Origin of the sequence: Pseudomonas sp. SC11 (assembly GCF_047039205.1) — a bacterium.
GTDB classification, from domain to species: Bacteria; Pseudomonadota; Gammaproteobacteria; order Pseudomonadales; family Pseudomonadaceae; genus Aquipseudomonas; species Aquipseudomonas boreofloridensis.
Genome location: NZ_CP178183.1, coordinates 1,499,460 through 1,516,503 on the forward strand (window position 1 = coordinate 1,499,460; position 17,044 = coordinate 1,516,503).

General features: G+C 56.9%; 18 protein-coding genes and 1 tRNA gene. 6 read left to right on the forward strand and 13 right to left on the reverse strand.

Annotated elements, in window-relative coordinates; genetic code table 11:
* Position 1: 1 nt before the first annotated feature.
* The 4 genes from ybgF (at position 2) to ACK2SD_RS06930 (ending at position 2,450) form a co-directional block, all read left to right on the forward strand.
* On the forward strand, positions 2–814 hold the full coding sequence (gene ybgF / locus ACK2SD_RS06915; protein ID WP_039579477.1) for a tol-pal system protein YbgF: 813 nt from the start codon (positions 2–4) through the stop codon (positions 812–814).
* Positions 815–974: 160 nt separating this feature from the next.
* A complete protein-coding gene (queE, locus tag ACK2SD_RS06920; protein WP_412461697.1) occupies positions 975–1,622 on the forward strand; it encodes a 7-carboxy-7-deazaguanine synthase QueE in 648 nt (215 codons plus the stop codon).
* Positions 1,623–1,639: 17 nt separating this feature from the next.
* Positions 1,640–2,314 carry a 7-cyano-7-deazaguanine synthase QueC gene (gene queC / locus ACK2SD_RS06925; protein ID WP_029611888.1) on the forward strand — a complete coding sequence of 225 codons (675 nt, stop codon included), beginning with the start codon at positions 1,640–1,642 and terminating at the stop codon, positions 2,312–2,314.
* 60 nt (positions 2,315–2,374) lie between these two features.
* Positions 2,375–2,450: transfer RNA gene (locus ACK2SD_RS06930), tRNA-Lys, on the forward strand.
* Between the two features lie 344 nt (positions 2,451–2,794).
* On the opposite strand, the gene xerC is transcribed toward ACK2SD_RS06930, so the two are convergent.
* Both xerC and mobH read right to left on the reverse strand, forming a co-directional pair.
* Entirely contained in the window at positions 2,795–4,036 is a 1,242-nt protein-coding gene (gene xerC, locus ACK2SD_RS06935; protein ID WP_412461698.1) for a tyrosine recombinase XerC, read from the reverse strand.
* Entirely contained in the window at positions 4,033–5,925 is a 1,893-nt protein-coding gene (gene mobH, locus ACK2SD_RS06940) for a MobH family relaxase (RefSeq protein ID WP_412462277.1), read from the reverse strand. Before mobH ends, xerC begins: the two co-directional genes overlap by 4 nt.
* Positions 5,926–6,061: 136 nt before the next feature.
* Here mobH and ACK2SD_RS06945 point away from each other — a divergent pair, with 136 nt between their 5' ends.
* The gene (locus ACK2SD_RS06945) at positions 6,062–6,745 is read left to right on the forward strand and encodes a hypothetical protein (protein ID WP_412461699.1); all 684 of its coding nucleotides are present in this window, start codon (positions 6,062–6,064) and stop codon (positions 6,743–6,745) included.
* 97 nt (positions 6,746–6,842) lie between these two features.
* Here the strand turns inward: ACK2SD_RS06945 and ACK2SD_RS06950 are convergent, their stop codons facing one another.
* On the reverse strand, positions 6,843–7,196 hold the full coding sequence (locus tag ACK2SD_RS06950; protein ID WP_412461700.1) for a type II toxin-antitoxin system RelE/ParE family toxin: 354 nt from the start codon (positions 7,194–7,196) through the stop codon (positions 6,843–6,845).
* Positions 7,197–7,204: 8 nt separating this feature from the next.
* The gene (locus ACK2SD_RS06955) at positions 7,205–7,483 is read right to left on the reverse strand and encodes a type II toxin-antitoxin system ParD family antitoxin (RefSeq protein ID WP_412461701.1); all 279 of its coding nucleotides are present in this window, start codon (positions 7,481–7,483) and stop codon (positions 7,205–7,207) included.
* Positions 7,484–7,595: 112 nt separating this feature from the next.
* Between ACK2SD_RS06955 and ACK2SD_RS06960 the strand changes: the two genes are divergently transcribed.
* Positions 7,596–7,946 carry a hypothetical protein gene (locus ACK2SD_RS06960; RefSeq protein WP_412461702.1) on the forward strand — a complete coding sequence of 117 codons (351 nt, stop codon included), beginning with the start codon at positions 7,596–7,598 and terminating at the stop codon, positions 7,944–7,946.
* A gap of 37 nt (positions 7,947–7,983) precedes the next feature.
* On the opposite strand, the gene ACK2SD_RS06965 is transcribed toward ACK2SD_RS06960, so the two are convergent.
* The 9 genes from ACK2SD_RS06965 to ACK2SD_RS07005 all read right to left on the reverse strand — a co-directional run bounded on the left by ACK2SD_RS06965 (position 7,984) and on the right by ACK2SD_RS07005 (position 17,009).
* Positions 7,984–9,513, reverse strand: coding sequence for a conjugal transfer protein TraG N-terminal domain-containing protein (locus ACK2SD_RS06965; RefSeq protein WP_412461703.1), 1,530 nt, complete (start codon positions 9,511–9,513; stop codon positions 7,984–7,986).
* Complete coding sequence (locus tag ACK2SD_RS06970; RefSeq protein WP_412461704.1) at positions 9,510–9,866, reverse strand: hypothetical protein; 357 nt, start codon at positions 9,864–9,866, stop codon at positions 9,510–9,512. Before ACK2SD_RS06970 ends, ACK2SD_RS06965 begins: the two co-directional genes overlap by 4 nt.
* 2 nt (positions 9,867–9,868) lie before the next feature.
* Positions 9,869–11,230, reverse strand: a complete 1,362-nt coding sequence (locus ACK2SD_RS06975) for an integrating conjugative element protein (protein WP_412461705.1) — start codon at positions 11,228–11,230, stop codon at positions 9,869–9,871.
* 19 nt (positions 11,231–11,249) lie between these two features.
* Positions 11,250–12,185: a TIGR03756 family integrating conjugative element protein gene (locus ACK2SD_RS06980; protein ID WP_412461706.1), complete on the reverse strand. Its 936-nt coding sequence runs from the start codon at positions 12,183–12,185 to the stop codon at positions 11,250–11,252.
* On the reverse strand, positions 12,185–12,604 hold the full coding sequence (locus ACK2SD_RS06985; RefSeq protein ID WP_412461707.1) for a TIGR03757 family integrating conjugative element protein: 420 nt from the start codon (positions 12,602–12,604) through the stop codon (positions 12,185–12,187). The genes ACK2SD_RS06980 and ACK2SD_RS06985 overlap by 1 nt, the downstream gene beginning before the upstream one ends.
* A 176-nt stretch (positions 12,605–12,780) precedes the next feature.
* Positions 12,781–13,110, reverse strand: coding sequence for a hypothetical protein (locus ACK2SD_RS06990; protein ID WP_412461708.1), 330 nt, complete (start codon positions 13,108–13,110; stop codon positions 12,781–12,783).
* An 8-nt stretch (positions 13,111–13,118) separates the two neighbouring features.
* Positions 13,119–13,763, reverse strand: a complete 645-nt coding sequence (locus ACK2SD_RS06995; RefSeq protein ID WP_412461709.1) for a DsbA family protein — start codon at positions 13,761–13,763, stop codon at positions 13,119–13,121.
* Positions 13,756–14,061, reverse strand: coding sequence for a hypothetical protein (locus tag ACK2SD_RS07000; protein WP_412461710.1), 306 nt, complete (start codon positions 14,059–14,061; stop codon positions 13,756–13,758). Before ACK2SD_RS07000 ends, ACK2SD_RS06995 begins: the two co-directional genes overlap by 8 nt.
* On the reverse strand, positions 14,058–17,009 hold the full coding sequence (locus ACK2SD_RS07005; protein ID WP_412462278.1) for a conjugative transfer ATPase: 2,952 nt from the start codon (positions 17,007–17,009) through the stop codon (positions 14,058–14,060). The genes ACK2SD_RS07000 and ACK2SD_RS07005 overlap by 4 nt, the downstream gene beginning before the upstream one ends.
* Between the last annotated feature and the right edge of the window lie 35 nt (positions 17,010–17,044).

A 17,044-nucleotide genomic window follows, 5' to 3' on the forward strand; every position in this document is an offset into this window, starting at 1 on the left:
CATGCGTATGGGCCGCCGTGTAGTAACCGTCCTCGCCCTCAGCCTGCCGCTCTCGGCACTGGCTGCGGTTCCTGTAGTAGATGACAACGGGGGCAGCTATCCGCCCTCGGGTTATGGCACGAGCGGCGCCTATGCCGGCGCAGGGGCTTCGGCTCCTGCGTCCGCGCAGGGCCAGCTGTTCCTGCAGCTGCAACAGATGCAGGACCAGATCTCCCGCCAGCAAGGCATCATCGAAGAGCTGCAGAACGATGTGTCGCGCATGAAGCAGGAAAACCTGGAGCGTTACCAGGATCTGGACAAGCGCATCAACAGCGGCGCAGCCGCTGCACCCGCCGCAACACCCGATAATTCCTCCACCGGTGGTGCCTCCGGCGCCGCAGGTGCTGCTGCCGGTGCAAGCGCCGCGCAGCAACCGGCAGCCAATGCCGAGCCAGCCGATCCGGCGAAAGAAAAGCTGTTCTATGACGCCGCTTTCGATCTGATCAAGCAGAAAGACTTCGACAAGGCCAGCCAGGCTTTCGCGGCCTTCCTGCGCAAGTACCCCAACAGCCAGTACGCCGGAAACGCACAGTATTGGCTGGGTGAGGTGAATCTGGCCAAAGGCGACTTACAAGGTGCCAGCCAGGCTTTCGCCAAGGTCAGTCAGCTGTACCCCAAGCACAGCAAGGTTCCTGATTCCCTGTACAAACTGGCTGACGTCGAGCGACGCCTGGGCCATACGGACAAGGTCAAGGGTATCCTGCAGCAGGTTATCAACCAGTATCCTGGCACCTCAGCCGCACAACTGGCACAGCGCGATCTGCAGAAGCTCTGAGCGTTACCGTTCGAAAGAAACCCGCGCCCGTCGCGGGTTTTTTCGTTAGACTCTGTGCCCTTTTTTCGTAAACACGCTGTCGCGGATAACGCCATGTCGAGTCCGGGACAGTGCCTGACGGAGGCGGTCAGCCTGTATAGCTGTCACGCCCGTGGCGATCATGCAAGACACATTACGCATCACCGAAGTCTTTTACTCTTTGCAGGGTGAAACACGCACGGCTGGGTTGCCCACCGTATTCGTGCGTCTCACCGGCTGCCCATTGCGGTGTCAGTACTGCGACAGCGCCTACGCATTCAGTGGCGGTACCGTACGCGCTCTGGACGATATCCTGGAGCAAGTTGCCGGCTATCGTCCGCGCTATGTCTGCGTCACCGGCGGCGAACCTTTGGCTCAGCCCAATGCCCTGCCTCTGCTCAAGCGCCTGTGCGATGCCGGTTTCGAAGTTTCGCTGGAAACCAGCGGAGCGCTGGATATCTCGCAGGTAGATACCCGTGTCAGCCGCGTGGTCGACCTCAAGACTCCAGGCTCGCAGGAGGCTCATCGCAATCTCTATGCGAACATCGATCACCTCAGGGCCAACGATCAGGTCAAGTTCGTGATCTGCTCGCGCGAGGACTATGACTGGGCCGTATCCAAGTTGATCCAGTACAACCTCGACCAACGCGTCAGTGAGGTGCTCTTTTCTCCAAGCCATCACCAAGTGAGCGCGACCGATCTGGCCGACTGGATCATCGCAGACAACCTGCCGGTTCGTTTCCAACTGCAATTGCACAAGTTGCTGTGGAATGACGAACCTGGACGCTGATCAAGAGAGTAAACGACATGACTGATAAACGCGCAGTGATCCTGCTGTCGGGCGGGCTGGACTCGGCCACGGTGGTCGCGATGGCCAAGGCTGACGGCTACAGCTGTTACACCATGAGCTTCGATTACGGCCAGCGCCACCGAGCCGAGCTCAACGCAGCGGCGCGCGTCGCCCGCGACCAAGGGGTGGTCGAGCACAAGGTGATTGGCTTGAATCTCGATGGCATCGGCGGCTCGGCGCTCACCGACAGCAGTATCGATGTGCCCGAGGCGCCCACAGAAGGGATCCCGGTCACCTATGTGCCGGCGCGCAATACCGTCTTCCTCTCGCTGGCGTTGGGCTGGGCCGAAGTGTTGCAAGCGCGGGACATCTTCATTGGCGTCAATGCGGTGGACTATTCGGGTTACCCGGACTGTCGCCCCGAATTCGTCGAAGCGTTCGAGCGCATGGCCAATCTGGCCACCAAGGCTGGCGTTGAAGGGCAGGGGTTCCGGATCCAGGCACCGCTGCAAAATTTGAGCAAGGCCCAGATCGTCCAGGCGGGTGTGGCGCGTGGTGTGGATTACAGCCTTACCGTGTCTTGCTATCAGGCTGACGACGACGGCCGCGCGTGCGGCAAGTGCGACAGTTGCCGCTTGCGCGCCGAGGGATTCAAGGCCGCAGGGGTCGCGGATCCGACACGTTATTTTTGAAAAAAGTACGATGGGGTGTTGATTTCATGTGAGAAATCAGTAATATACGCGCCATCCAGCGGGTCGTTAGCTCAGTTGGTAGAGCAGTTGGCTTTTAACCAATTGGTCGTAGGTTCGAATCCTACACGACCCACCATATTCACAGCGGTTCGTGAGTACTAGAGAGGGGGGCTTGCCACAGCCATTGTCTAGTCTTGCAGCCGTCTGGAGCGAACCTTAGGCTCGCTTCACAGTGATGTCAATATGGAATAGCCCGCCGCTTTCGGTGGGCTTTTTCGCGTCTGGGTCAAAAAACTCAATGAGTTAGCGGGTTTGCGGGCTATTCCAGCTCTCAGATCTTGTTCTTTGAGTTGGGCTTGAATCGCGGGCAGCCGAAAGCATGGCGCCAGTTTCCTAGCACCATGACCTGGGACAGCATTTCCCTTTTTCAGCCTGCTTCAGGTATCAACGAATGGTCAGTTAGCCGCTCGTCGCCCTCCGTCAAGGGGAGGCACGCGCGCTGTAGACCGAGCCTGATTCAACTGAGGATGCTCGGGTAAACGGTGTGCTTCTGACGCTTGAGGCCATCAAGCTGAACAGCAATGTGGGCGAAAAGAGCTCTTCGGGCGGTAGCAGATCGCTGGAACAGCTCTCCCCAAGATATTGAATACCTGGAGCAGGTCCTCCACCTCCATGGTGGTTTTGCTCTATGGTCCTCCGGTGTCCTGTGTCGATGCGCGCCTGGCTTGCACCAGTCCTCAAGCTTGGTGCACCGCTGTCGTCGACCCGGCGTACCAGGTGCAACGCTCCCTGCTGCAAGCTACGTTCATGCAGCACGTCACGCATGTGGTCGTAGTCGGCCTCGATGTAGCTCATCGTCGTAGCGATGTTTGAGTGATTCAGCAGGTTCTTGGTTAGGTGGATGTTTCTCTCCGGCTGTTTCATCAGATCGGTCGCCAGGGTGTGCCTGAACCGGTGAGGTGTCATTCGGACGCCGAGCTTGTCGATCAGCTTCTTGTACATCGCCTCGACTTGATCGGAGTTCATTTCCTCCCGTTTGTAGTGGCGGGAGAAGCGATTGACGTTGAACAGCTGGTCTTCGGCGGCGAAGCCAGCTCGGCCAGCTTCGTCCAACAGCCTGCGCATGTGAGGTGCAAGGCCGTCCATGATGGGGATGCGGAATTCGCGGTGGGTCTTCTCTGTCTCGCCTCGGACCAGGATTAGCTGCTGATCCCAATCAACATCCTGCAGTCGGATGCACAGCAGTGCATTCAGCCTGATCCCGGTGTAATAGAAGATCTCGAATGTCGCCAACCAGAACCAGGCAGGCGTGATCCTGGCTCGTTCACCTGTTGAGAGCTCCTGATCCGCCAAGCTTTTGAGCCAGCGCCGGGCACGATGGATCGCCTCGCCGGCAATGATCTTGCTCGGCCGCTTGGGGGCGATGACCGTGGTCTTTTTGAAGGGGTTCAAGAGCGTCGTCGGGATGATTCCGTACTCGATCCCATAGCCCCAAATGGTCCGCAGGTGGTTGGAGTAGGTATTCCAGCTGCGTTTAGATAGCCCACCATCGATCACGCTGGTCCTCCATGCGAGGATCCCGCGCCGATCGATCGTTTCAATGTCGACGGATTTGCCGAAGTGCTTTTCCAAGGACTTCATCGCGGCGCCGTAGATCTTGGCGCTTGCCTTGCGTAAGTCGTGGTCTACCAGGTATTCCTGCAGCAATTGCTCGGGCTTCATTCTGCAGCCCCATCCACGACCCGGCTTATGCTCGGATTATTGAACGGTTGCTCGCTGAAAAAGAGCTTTGGGTCGCTGAGAAGGTAACCCTTCAGTTGCTTGGTTTTTCTCGGGCCTGTGACATTGAAGGTCCAGATGTTCAGCTGTTTGCTGGTCTTTTGGTGGAGTTTCTCTTTCTCGAATGCACGCTGGACTTGTTGCCAGGCTGCTGTGCCAGGCTTGTCGGAACTACGCTCCAGTTCGGGATGTTCCTGCACATATCGTTTGAAGATACCTGGTGTCACGAGCATCGCCGTGTCTTCGACGGTGTGAACCAGGGCTTTGGCGTCGTTGATGATCAATTTGTGAGAGGTGATACCTGCTTTCAGCCAGGCTACGAAAGCCCCTCCCAACGTACTACTGGTAGGCATTGTATTGATGTCTTTTTGTACTGCATTCCGTGCTGTGGCTACTGAATCTTCCTCAGCCGGCTCTACCTCATCGAGTCCTTGAGGAGGGGGAGGGGCGGCTACTGAGGCTTGGCTAGCGTTTAGCTCTTCTGATGGCGTAGTGATATTACTATAGAGTGCCAATAATTCGTCGCGCTCAGATGGTCGAATTCCGTCGGTGGGCGCGGGCTGCTTCAGTGCTCGGGCGTTCTGCAGCTGTGGTTGAGCGTCGGAAGTGTAGTCCGCCGGATCATCAGGTACCTGGCAGATGGTTTCGGCATGTGTTGACGCAGTCGTTGTCGGCTGGGCTGTGGACGAGTCCAGGTCTGCGGTCAACGTGCCTGTGTAAGCGGCCGGACGCTCATCTGGGTTCTGCCATATCAGCGCTGGTGACACCTTCAAAAAGGTAAAGCTGTTCTTCCAGCCGCGGCCATTGTCGATGGTCGCTTTCCAGATGGCCTTGTCCTGGGCGTTCGTCTGGATGATCGCTTGATCCTGCAGCATGTTGAAAAACGGGGCGTTGGAGCTTGGTACTCCTTCGATACCCTGGGTGAGTAGATAGGCGCGCAGTTGGTCAGCGATCGGCTTGCTGACCAACCACAAAGCGTCCTGGGTCAGCCAGCCGTCTGCCGGCCCGTCGGGATGGTTTAACTTCAACTTCTCGCGAACCAGGAAGCGAAGGCCATCGGCCAGTTGTCGCTGCAGCGTTTGTTTGGGGGCCGCGATTGCGCGCTCAGGGTTTCCTCCCAGTTGCTGAGCGACGGACGCTTTATCCGCCTGAACGACAATCTCAGCAAGTATCCCGGCGTGCTCGTGCTGCCCGGCCAGGAGGTAGATGAGTTGCTTCCACAGTTCAGGGAACCTGCTGAGCCAGTCCAATATTCCGCTGTCCAGGACCTGGGTGTACACGAGGGCTGAGGCAGCTCCATGAAGCTGGTATTCGCGGCCTTTCACATATTGGAACCGGTAAGGCCGAGTGATCGGCCCATGCCACGGATGCCAGAGCTGACCACTCTCCAGCTCTACTCGCACGTCAACAGCAATCTTCCCGAGGTCGTGCAGCAGGGCGCCATAAGCCGCAGCAGCCGTCCAGGCTTCAGCCTGGGCTGACTGTGACTCTGGAGGCGCGCCTATAGGTAGCAGGTGTGTCTGCCGGATCTTGAGGGCGTAAGCCATGATCTCCAGGCCATGGTCCAGCAGTCCACCAAGATGAGCGTGGTGGTGGTTCTCAGAGGCAGGGAGCAACTGCACCAGCTCAGCGTAGCGCTCGAGCGGCTTGAGGTAGAGGGTGTTGAACTGGGCTCGCGAGAGCGAAGCCCGACGCCAAATGTTCTCCAGGAGCTGCTGACGGAGGGGGCTCTGCAGGAGGGCTGCAGCCTTCTTCGGCAGGTGGAAGCCTTGCGGTGAGGCTTCTGTCGATGGTTTGGCCGTCCGCCGGCCTAACCAGGATAGGAGGTGCATAAAGTGCTCCATGGGGGTGTGCATGGAGCGGGCTTTTCTACTATCCATTCTCTGATATCAATGTGAAATCGATTCTTGAATCAACCTGAATTTTGAGGCAATGTGCCACTATATGCATTGTTTTAGGGCGTTTCAGATGATAAGGCTACCAATACTAAACATCTTCCCATTCACGTTTGAGGAATACGTTGCTCCAGTTAATCCATTTTTACTGGCTACTTTGGGACAAGAGTCTCCGCCGAGGCCGCAGATTACTGTCAATAATGCATTGGATTTTGCTCGTTACTCTGCTAGAAAAAGAGGGGCGTGCAATCACCTTGATGACTTTGTTGTCGCAGCACTCGATAATAATGGAGGTTCAAAATTCGCTTGGCTGCAAAACATGCCAGACAATAGCCAAGTTCCTGCGATTTTGCGGTATCAAACCAATCATGATAATACTTACGAAATGATGGGGGAGCTAGAACGTTTGCAAACTACACTAAGCCCAGGCCAGGTTCTGTTTCACGGAGGCCATTGGAAATGGGAGTTGCAGCGTGGCACGATTGTCCGTCAAGATGTACCTCTGTCTACAAGTCTAACGGCGGTGACATCGGCATGTCATTCAAGAGATAGTGGGAAGCAAGAGAATGGACCGTTTTATTTGTGGGTCATTAAGATAGGTGGCTCATTCAAGGCCCCGGTTTATTTTTATAACTACTATGAAGGCTCAGATCACAGGCATGAATTTGAGGTGCTGATTGCTCCAGGTAGTCTTATGCGGGTGGAGTCTGTTGAGCCAGTTGAAGACTACTACTTGGTGTGTGTGGTTCTGGAGTAAGTCTATCCCTTTGATTAGGCCCTTTTGGATAAGGCTTTTACCCTTCTGATCCATTCCATTATCCATTCAAGCCCGTTCGTTCTGAGCCATTTATCCTTTACGGCTGATGGAGGTGCTTCAGAAATTGAGATACTTCCATCGCGTCATGCAGGACTCGGAGAATCTCAACGGTCTGGTCTTGCCCCGTCCGGAAGAACACGATGTGACGGGGCCTGATGATACGGCCGTCACTGGTCTGCAGAGGTTTGTAAGCCAGATGCAGGCTGCGAAGGCCAGACGAAATCTCATCTCGTGAAGTGCTACCGATGGTTGCTGGATCATACGTCAGTTCCTGGAACGTCGCCTGCAGCTGGTCCTGATACTGACTTCTCACGAACTCACCATGCCTCACTTGGGTGAAGCGAAGGGTATCTGCAATGTCGATCTGTGCCTGAGCTGCAATGCGTACCACGGACCTATTCATGCTTGTTTGCCCGCGGGTCGTCCTAGGGTGTGGAGATAGGCTGCAAGATTAGCCGGGTCGACCTCCTCATACTGACCTGCCTCGATCTGCATCATGGCCACGGATGTTGCGTTCCGTAGTGCTTCAAGCCTGGCTGACTCAGCTGCTTCATGCTCGAGCAGCATCCGAATCCCCGCGCGGACGACCTCGCTGAAATTCTGGTAGCGACCAGTGCTGACGAGATCATCAATCAACTGCTCCATCGGCTTAGGAACGACGATATTATGGGTTGCCATGGATGCGAACCTCATGAGTGATGATGGCGTTTTATGCCATGCCTCTTGCGAAAATGCCAACGGTGTCGTATATCTGATGGCAAGGTGCTCTCGTAGAGCAAGGGGATGGACCATGACCATAGCCGCCAAACATTCGATTGCCTTCCGTCTAGGACGGGTTATGGGGGCAATGGCTCGCTTCGGTATGCATGACCGGAACCCGACTTTGCGTTGGGTCAAGCGAGTGTTCTTTGCGACTTTTATCGTGTTGGTTTTAGCCACCTCGATAAGTTGGATTCTGTCGGCGCTGCTGACAGCTATTTTCTTGGTTCTCGTTCTGTATGCTTTTTCCAGAGTTAAGCCTGATAATGCCGAGCTGTTTGCTGAGGATAAAGAGGCGCCTTTCGGTCGAGACGGAGTTATGGGCTGCCCTCTGACTATTTGGGGGGAGCGCACTGATGGGCTTGATCGGGATTTGCCATAAGAAAGCTTGGTCCGAGTGATGGACCAAGCTCCCGTTGTTACTGTCCGCTAACTGTCTTTACTGCCTTCTGGGCCATCTGCCCACCTTCGCTTCCAGCCTTTCCAACTGCATCGGTTCCTTTGGTTAGACCATTGAGAATTGTCCCTGTTTGCACTCCTGCCCAGCCGAGTGCAACTACCCAGAACGTTGGGAGAATGATGAACATCGAACCCATGACGAAGTTAAGAATCGCGTCTTGAGTTGTGGTGTTTAAGCCCATCACTGGATCAAAGGATAAGTGCGGCGAACCTGAGCCATACAAAACGTCGATGATAGTGCTGTCGACCCATCTTGCCAGTTGAAACCAGAAGTCTACAAATATCAAGGCGAACATTGTTACTGACATGGTCATGGCAACCTTCAGTTGATACGCTCCGATTATCAGTACCAGGGGAATGCAGATGACCATAGCCATCTTGAGGAAAGCCACTACCATCGGTAATGCTTGACGCACCATGTCCATTGCCGGGAAGAAGGCCAGTGAGCCAACAGCCACCCCCAGTGTTCCCCCTGCACGAGCAAGGCCATTCCAGACGGTTCCATCGATCTGACCGCCATAGTCGGTGTAGACGTCGCCGTTGACCTGGCTGGATGGCGACACGAGTTGGCGAATCATCGAGTCGGTTACTTCTTCCTGGGACAGCCACTTTGCCCATCCCAGAAACTGGTTCAGCAGACTTGGGTCGACCTGGGCTTTCAGTCGGTCCCGTAGGCCGATGCTCCCATCTGACCACCACTGCTTGCAGCTGGGGTACCCACCACCTCCGGTCACCTGGGGCATGCCATCATCACGTTTGGCGTCATACGGCCAGGATGTACGGGGTGTTCTGGAGTAGTCCGTGTCGTAATAACCTGTTGTACTCAGCAGATAGTGGGAGCCGATCCAGTTCAGGTCCTGCAGGGCCTTCTGGTCTTTGGCGATCGACCCAATGTCGGGCTGACGCATGAACAGGCGCGCGCGGGAAGGACCGAAGCAATCATGGGTGAAGTCTGCCACCTCCTGCGCGAGTAGGGGATTGCCGATCCTCATCGCGTCGACTTCCATGCGCATTTGCCTGAGATCCGTACCGCAAGGGATTGCTGCAACAGCGCCGCTATTCAATCCCTTGGACAGCGCATGTACGAGCGCCCACCACACCGGCACCTTCGCGCTCTTGCCGGCCAACGAGCTGAAGGTCGTGTTCCACCCTGTCTCAGAGGGGGCTGGTGTCAGCACCTGGCACTGCCTCCCTCGCGATTGGTCGAATTGCAAAGTGTCAAAGCCAACGGGTATGAATGGCACTGCGCACAGAGATACCACTACATAACCGACGTAGATCCGGGTCTCAATTCGAGCCAGGGACAGCACTCCCTTGTTGCCCTCGTCGGCGCCTTCACCTCGGACTTTGAGCCACTCCTGGGCCACGATGATGATGAAGGGCAGTGCGAACAGGCCCGTGTCCGAAATCATGTCCCAGATCCCGTTGTTGATGATCCATCCTACAAGGGTGAGGTAATACTCCAGATAGTCGTTCGTATAGAGTGTCATAGCACCTCCGACCAGATGATTGGTGCTTTAGAGATCTCAATGACTACGAACAGCAGGAGCACCAGGAACTCGATCCTCTGCGTTCCCTTTGATGGTTGTCCCGCCTCAGGTTCGGGTAGGCGCGCTTTGAGTTTTAACCAGCCAAAGACGATGATGCCGTAGAGGGCAATTCGCCATAACAGCAGTGATAGGTAATTTCCTTCACGCCACCTTAACCAGGCGTCGAACACGCCCAGGTGATTGATCGCGATGATGCCGAGCAACACGCTCAGCAGCAGCATCACCACGCTGAGAACCACGCCTCCCAGCAGAACTTTTAGGGGGTGGGCTTTTTTCTCGACATCCTCGGACATATTCACTCCTTGCCTGCTGGCTTCTGAAGCTGTAGCAGACGATCCTGTTCAGGGGCCGCGTCATAGATCGAGCGGGAGCTTTCAGAGCGCGCCTTGCCTCGTTCGATGATCTTCATCGGGGAGTTGTTGGCGAGCTGCTGCCGCATGTCGAGTTCGGTCTTGAGGTTGGTGATGAGTTGCTGAAGCGAGTCGACCTGTCCAAGAGTGGCCTCAACGGCCAACTTGTTAGCATTGACATTGGGTTCTTTGCTGCCTGTAATCAGCATGCGTTGCAGTAGCAGCCCTTTCTCCAGGACATCTGCCAGGGCCACCTCGGAAGCCAAGCGTGAGGCCAGCACCGCCTGATCCCGCTCGTCACGAAGGGCTGTAACGACTCCACGAGTGATAGGGAGGGAGTCGCTGCTTGCTTCCCGCAGCTTTTGTGAGGTGATCTGCGTGCCGGGCTTCAACAGCTCCTGCAGGGCTGCGAGCTTCTTGTCGTATGTCTCCTGGATCAGCGGGGTTAGGCCCACACCCGGAGTTGAGGTCGTGGTGCAGCCCTCACAGGTCCGGATCTGCTGTTCACCCAGGACACGGTTTGCGAACTTGGCTGCCTCGGCAGGTGATTCCCAGCTACCGCACACCAGTCCATTCGAGCAACTGGACTGCGGAATGCTCGAGGTGTCCTGCGCTGAGCGGTTGTTGAGAAGGTTAAAGCCTGCCTTCGCGACGTCCCCTACCACCTTGATGGGCTGCTGCCCATTCCCCCCCGCCTGTTTGCCACCTACCCAGGTCACGCCATTGGTGCCGGGCGCTTTCTCGACCTTGTCGATCACTGCTACGGCGTCGTTGCTGGACCCCAAGGCTTGCCCCATTTTCTGGCCCTCTGCAACCTTGCCCCATCCCATCTGGCCACCTGCGATGTCGGCCATCCGTTCGGCCATTGCCCGGCAGGTTCCCTTTGATCGGTCGTAGTCAAGGCGCGCCTGCAGTATCCCGTTTGTGAGCAGATTGTAGAGGGCAGGGTTGGCCCGCTGCAGGATCAGTGCCGGCAGTGAAGTGACAGCGCTGGTCGCGTTCTGGATAACGCTGCCCATGATCTGTTGGAAACCCTGCGTTGCGCCGTTGAGCTGGTTCTGCAGCGTGTTGCTGAGGTCCATGTTTCCGCAGACCAGGTTGTTCTGCCAGCCGACACCGACGCTGATGCTCTCCATCTGGCCAGCACTGCCCATCTGTACAGCGCTGCCACCACCGATGCTGTAGAGCACGTCGTCTCCGATCACGCTGCCTTGGGATTCCACCTTGATCGGGTCGGCGGCCTCGGCCATGCACCAGGTGTTGGTCATGCCAACTGCGAGAATGATCGCGATGGTTAATTTGTTCATTGAGCTCTCCAGTTGTCTCTCATTGGAAGTCAGTGCTTCCCAGGAAAATTTGGCCCTTACGCTGGCAGCATGAGTAGGGTCGCCACAGGGCCCACGCGTAGGCTTCGTCGATAGCGTCGGCATTGAAGCCGGGGGAGGGGAATACCGCGCAGGTGGGGCTCATGGTTGGCGTGAGTTGCTGCCATTTTCCGGTGCTGGCATCGCCTTCTTTCAGCTCGCCGGCAGGCCAGTAGCCTGGCTCTGCAAGACTGCGCATTGGCAGGTACACGTGGGGTTGACCTACACGGGTGGTGACGTCGCCGGCGCGCTGGGCGATGACAGCACCGGCCTTGAAATCGTCGACCTGATGGATGAAGCCGCTGCGTGGGTAAACGCTTCCCCACATGTCTGCCGATAAAAGGCCGCCGACTTCACGCATGCCCGGAATCAGGGCTTCTGGGTAAACGGACTCGGGTACTCCGTACCGCCATGCAAGGGTGTCCAGCGTGCTGAGCATGTATGGAACGAAGGGCGTGGTCGCGCCGTGGCAGGAATAGCCGAAAGAACTGGCGAACCGGCTGAACACCGCAGCTCCAGGATGGCCAATAACGTCTGCCTCCTTGAACTTGGCGATGTTGTTCTCGGCGTTGTGGTTGCTTGTTCCATCATTACCGGCTTGCGCTACTGCATTCGGCGCTCCCATGGGGCTCATTTCTGTCCAAGGGTTTTCCCCGGTATTGGCGTAGACAGATACCACCGCGTCCGGGATGTAATGCCGGACTTTGGCGGAGGTTCTGACCTTGCAGCCACCAGGAGTGCAGAGCAGCCAGTAGCAGATGCCGACCACTTTGTACTCAAGGCAGGTCGGCGAGCTGGTGGAGGCGATAATTGCCGCCGAGCTGATGGCCGCTGATGCTGAGAAAGGGAGTGCTGCTGAAAAAATACCGGTCAGGGTGAGTTTGGAGATTCGCCTCATCATTGCCTCCTTGCACGGTTGATGGTCAGCATCGCTGCTGCCACGTCGGGTTGGCCGTACACCACATACCGGCGGTCGACTACCACCGCCGGTACCTTCGTAACACCGACGCTCCAGGCATCAGCATTTCCCTGCTGGGCGGTGGCCAACTGTTGCATCAGTGCGGCCCCTGCCGGAGTGCTCATCAGCCGTCGTGCGGTGAGAGCGGCCTGGTGAGGGTTAGGTGGCAGCTCCCGGGACAACTGCTCCTCAATGCGCTGTTGGTCATCGAGCTTTATGACACGCACATCTGCAGGTACGGAGGTCAGTGGGTGCGCTGAGTCTGTTATGGCCCAAATCTCGGCATGGGCGGTGCTGGTGGTCAACGCGACAACGAGCAAGGGGGCTGCTCGCCATAACGGTTGGGGGGGATTGAACATGGGACTGCACCTGAAGTGGGGACCGATACAGGAAAACGGATCGGCCCAACAGGCGCAGTAGGAAATAGATATCTGAGGGTGCTTGGATTTATCGCGGAGTCAGGTCGGGTGGAACAGACTCAGCGTCTTTGCGCTGGCAGGCTTGTGGATATGGCTCATATCGCCTGGAATGTGAATTAGTAGAACCATTCCGCGTCGTCTGGATCCTGCTCCTCCAAAGTCATTTCGCGCTGCAGGTTCAGCTCGAGCACGGTCCCCGGCGCCGGCGCATACCAGTCGACGATCACGAAGCGTCCTTTGCCTGTGGCAGCTTCATACTCCATGAGGACGCAGTCGTCATTCCACTCCTGGAGAGCCCAGCTTAGCTCAGAGTGTGAGGGTGACTCCTCCCCAACTGGCTCAAGCTGAAACCATCCATGGCCAGAGCCTGCGCTGGGAAAGAACCTGCTTGGCAGGTTGCTTTCTTCTTCATTGTTGTCGTTGCGTAATACCGTGAGTTTGATCATTACCTGGCCTAGTCCTCGCGCACTGGGGCCCGGGCAGCGAGGGCATCGATAACCGACAACAGCGCGGCGCTGTCCACGGGGCCCTCCAGGCGCATACTGTGCCCAGTCAAACTGTCGGTGATCTCGACCGTAGGGGTAGCGGCAATGCCGCGGCTCTTAGCCACAGCAATCTGTCCCTCAACAACTCTGCGGATGTCCATGTTTGCTCTAGCGCATTTGGAAAGAGCCTCGGTGGACACACCGGGCACCTCCAGTTTCTCAGCCAGTCCTTGTCCGTCCCCCCCTGTACGCTGCAGAATCAGCTCGATCGCCTGCCAGAATACCGCCGCCCCCCCTAAGTATCCTGCGCATTGAACGATACGCGCCTCAGATTGTGCGGCAACTCCATGAATATCGAGGGGGAAATGGTGCCAGGCGAGCTTCACGTTCTCTTGCCCGCTCACCCAGTGCTTCAGTTGCGGGGTGTAAGCCCTGGAATAAGGGCATTCGAGGTCTGCATATTCAGTGATTATCCACCTGGCATTAGTGGGGCCAAAATACCAGGTCTCATCGGGGCTTCTTGTATTCGAGCTCGTTGCGAGCTGCCAGCAGGCACCTACGCCTGCGATCACCATGACGATAGACAAGATGAAGTTGAGCCTCAGATTAGGCATGCTTCCCCCCTAAATCACCAGGATGGCCTCCAGGCTGGCCGAGATTCTGCAACGCAACTTGCAGATCCTGGATTGCACCGTCCGGTTGAGGATGCTGCTTCAGCCACTCATCCAACACGGACTGAACCAGGGGAATGATGTCGCGACGGTCAAGGGCGTTAGTTTTGATCTGTTGCAGCTCGTCAATGAGCACTGGTGCGCAAACCGACAGCGACTGGAGTGTGTCGTGCCCGGGGTCTTTGAGCAGTTGGGTCAGGTTATCAATGATGTTCTGGGTCAGGGTATTCATAACTCTCATGCCACGCGCTCCACGGCCTTCTTTTGTTCGGGAAAGGTGATAGGGAAGGGGGTGATGCCGCGTTTGCGGTCCAGGTCCGCAGCCACCTGCAGCGCGGCGTGGAGTTCGTCGCAGCCGAGCGCTTGCATAGTTTCATAACGTTGCCGCTTTTCTTCTGGCTCGGTCATGGCCAAGGCGAGGCACAAGCTGGGCGGCACTACTCGGAACAGCATCTCGATCCGCTTGGCCAGGATGATGCCCTCGGTGAACTTGCCGTTCTCCTTCCTTGCCGAGAGCATCATCGTCTTCTGTGCCGGCGTGAGCTCACGGAAGCGCGCGATCTTTTCCACCTCGTCGGGCGGCATGTTCAAGCAGATCCACCACTCGATCATATTGAGCAGCGCGGATGCTTCTGGGGGGATGTCGTCGACGTTCTGGGTTGCCATCCAGTACCAGGCACCCAATTTTCGCCACATTTTGGTGATCTTCACCGAGTACGGGGAGAGCAGTGGAACTTTCAATGGGATGTGGCCTTCGTCGGTGAAGGCAATCAGTGGTCGACCTTTGAACTGGTCCCGCTCCGCGATGTTGTTGATGGTGTTCAGCAATGAGATGTAAGCAATAGCCATCTGGGCCTGATAGCCCTCACGCGCGTAGGTAGCCAGGTCAACGATCGTGATGTCCGCTTCCGGCCATGCGGTACCAGGACGGTTGAACATTTCGGCTTCTGTACCCATGGTGAACATCCCCATGGCCTCGGCCATCTCCATGAATCGGTTGCGCCGGCTTTCAGGGAGTTTGTCGTCGCTGGCCATCGCTTGCAGCGCTGCGCTGATGTCTTCAGTGAGCACTGGACGGCTCTCGCTGACGCACAGTTCAGCAGCGTTGAGGATGCACTGGCGGATGGCACTGCGGTCAGCCCGAGTCAGTCGAGCGTCTTCCTTGGACTCGCCGCCTGTGATCATCAATCGGGCAGTGATCTCCAGTTCGCCCAAGATATCCCGCTGCTCGTCCTCCATCCCCGCCAGGGCATCGGCCAAGTGTTGGTCCGAAGCATCCACGTCCGCCGCATTCAGGACCTTGACCTGGTCCTTGTTTTTCACGAGTTGCACCGCGTCGACGAACGGGGCGAGGCTCACGCCACTACCGGGGGCGAGCCGCACTCGGTTTACGGTTAGACCGAGCCGTTTGGCAAAATCACCTAGCAGGCCGAAACTGTTGCCAGCCTCAATGATGAAGAACCTTGGGCGGTAGAGGGCAATGGCTTGCATGATCAGGTAGTTGGCTGTTGCAGACTTCCCCGCGCCGGTGGGCCCAAACAAGAACAAGTGAGCATTCATCTGGCGATCAAGCTTGTTCAGCGGGTCGAAAGTCAGCGTTGCGCCTCCCCTGTTGGACAGCGTAAAACCGGGGTTACCTGTTCCAGTGGAGCGGCCCCATACAGGGGCGAGGTTCGCGATGTGCTGGGTGAACATCAATTGGGTGTACCAGTCCAAGGCACGGTTTTCATTTGGATCGAAATTGCACGGTAACCACCGCAGGTAGCTGTTCAGTGGAGCTACCTCGTCCTGTGGCTGGACAGGTTGCATGCCGGCACCGAGGAGGACGTTGCACAAGCTGGTCGTGCGCTCCTCGAGCACGGAGTTATTCTGACCTCGGAGGAAGAAAGCAACACTGCCCCTGTAGAGCTTGTGCTTGCGACCGAGGATTGAGCGTGCCGTTTGAACGTCATCCCGTGTATGGCTTGACGCTTGGGTGTCGCCGATTGCCTTCCTGTGGAGTTGTTCAAGATGCCCTTCGAGCAGATCCTGTGGCGTTGGGACCATGGTGATGCAAAGTACGGTGTCCTCAGGCAGGCGATCGAATAGCGAGTTCAAGGAATCTGCCTGCTTGGTCTCACCGGTAAGGTGCCCGGTGAGTGGAGCATTTTTCAGGCGATCAAGTATCACAACTCGGTGCGGCATGCCGTCGAACGACCACAGCCCGCTGTCGACATCCGAACGCGGCTCTCGGTAGAACAAGTTCTCCGAAAAGTCGGTACCGCTGGCCACTGGAAGCTCACCCTCATCAAGCTCGCGGGGTGGTTGGCAAACTGTTTCATAAAATCGACGGATATCGCGATCACTCGAGCCCAGGTGATCAGGGTAGGGGTTGAACCAGCCCACCAGCCAGCGCTTGATTGCTTGGCCATCCATACGCTTGGTTGTAACGCCGGCGTTGGCCAGGGATCCTTTAAGACGATCGCAGATTGACTTCAGGTAGGCGGCAGGGTCCTGTCCGCGAACCATGAGGTCCTGTTTCTTTACCCGGCGGTAGACCACCAGACGAACTTTTCGGGTCTGTCCACGCCACGGGAGATTGCTGACTGCAGTGTCGACGAACAACCCACCCGGTTTGGAGATGGACTCGAGGTGGTGGCGGAACAGCGCGAGGTACAGTTTGGTGAAATCCGTATTCTCAGCCCGCGGCTGCACGTAGGCCTGGAGTCTTTGCAGGTAGTCACCCCAGTCTGTTTCGTCCTGGGCGTAGAGCTGGACGACCCAGTGGGAGCTTTCCAGCTCGTCGAAGCTATCCTGGAGGACACCCTGCAACGCATCTCGGGCCTGTTGAAGCCAGTTGTCTGACCGCCCCTCAGTGCCGATTGGTACCAGCTCGAAGAACGCGGCTCTTGAGGTGCCATCCTCAAGGAGCATGGCTTCCTCCTCGGGCAGGTATTCTGCCCATGGCAGCATGTCCACGAACGAGGGGTTGACCTCGTACATTCTCGAAACGTCCGCTCTTGTCGCCGGGCGACGTTTGGGATTCTGCCAGTCGATGGGGGACGGGATGCCCATGGACTCCAAGCGGGTGATGTATCGGTCAGTCGCAGCTTGGCGGTCCTCCTCGCTGAAGGTCGTATTCGCCGTTGTGAGATCATCGACTGGCTCGCGCCCAGCAGTGGTCTTATCAAATACGGGCTGGGTCGGCATTTGAGGGGCTTTGCCCAACCATTTTTTGATCATGT

Coding starts and splice junctions, on each gene's coding strand:
- ybgF (WP_039579477.1), top strand. CDS start 2: ATGCGTATGGGCCGCCGTGTAGTAACCGTCCTCGCCCTCAGCCTGCCG.
- queE (WP_412461697.1), top strand. CDS start 975: ATGCAAGACACATTACGCATCACCGAAGTCTTTTACTCTTTGCAGGGT.
- queC (WP_029611888.1), top strand. CDS start 1,640: ATGACTGATAAACGCGCAGTGATCCTGCTGTCGGGCGGGCTGGACTCG.
- xerC (WP_412461698.1), bottom strand. CDS start 4,036: ATGAAGCCCGAGCAATTGCTGCAGGAATACCTGGTAGACCACGACTTA.
- mobH (WP_412462277.1), bottom strand. CDS start 5,925: ATGCACCTCCTATCCTGGTTAGGCCGGCGGACGGCCAAACCATCGACA.
- ACK2SD_RS06945 (WP_412461699.1), top strand. CDS start 6,062: ATGATAAGGCTACCAATACTAAACATCTTCCCATTCACGTTTGAGGAA.
- ACK2SD_RS06955 (WP_412461701.1), bottom strand. CDS start 7,483: ATGGCAACCCATAATATCGTCGTTCCTAAGCCGATGGAGCAGTTGATT.
- ACK2SD_RS06960 (WP_412461702.1), top strand. CDS start 7,596: ATGACCATAGCCGCCAAACATTCGATTGCCTTCCGTCTAGGACGGGTT.
- ACK2SD_RS06965 (WP_412461703.1), bottom strand. CDS start 9,513: ATGACACTCTATACGAACGACTATCTGGAGTATTACCTCACCCTTGTA.
- ACK2SD_RS06970 (WP_412461704.1), bottom strand. CDS start 9,866: ATGTCCGAGGATGTCGAGAAAAAAGCCCACCCCCTAAAAGTTCTGCTG.
- ACK2SD_RS06975 (WP_412461705.1), bottom strand. CDS start 11,230: ATGAACAAATTAACCATCGCGATCATTCTCGCAGTTGGCATGACCAAC.
- ACK2SD_RS06980 (WP_412461706.1), bottom strand. CDS start 12,185: ATGAGGCGAATCTCCAAACTCACCCTGACCGGTATTTTTTCAGCAGCA.
- ACK2SD_RS06985 (WP_412461707.1), bottom strand. CDS start 12,604: ATGTTCAATCCCCCCCAACCGTTATGGCGAGCAGCCCCCTTGCTCGTT.
- ACK2SD_RS06990 (WP_412461708.1), bottom strand. CDS start 13,110: ATGATCAAACTCACGGTATTACGCAACGACAACAATGAAGAAGAAAGC.
- ACK2SD_RS06995 (WP_412461709.1), bottom strand. CDS start 13,763: ATGCCTAATCTGAGGCTCAACTTCATCTTGTCTATCGTCATGGTGATC.
- ACK2SD_RS07000 (WP_412461710.1), bottom strand. CDS start 14,061: ATGAGAGTTATGAATACCCTGACCCAGAACATCATTGATAACCTGACC.
- ACK2SD_RS07005 (WP_412462278.1), bottom strand. CDS start 17,009: ATGCCGACCCAGCCCGTATTTGATAAGACCACTGCTGGGCGCGAGCCA.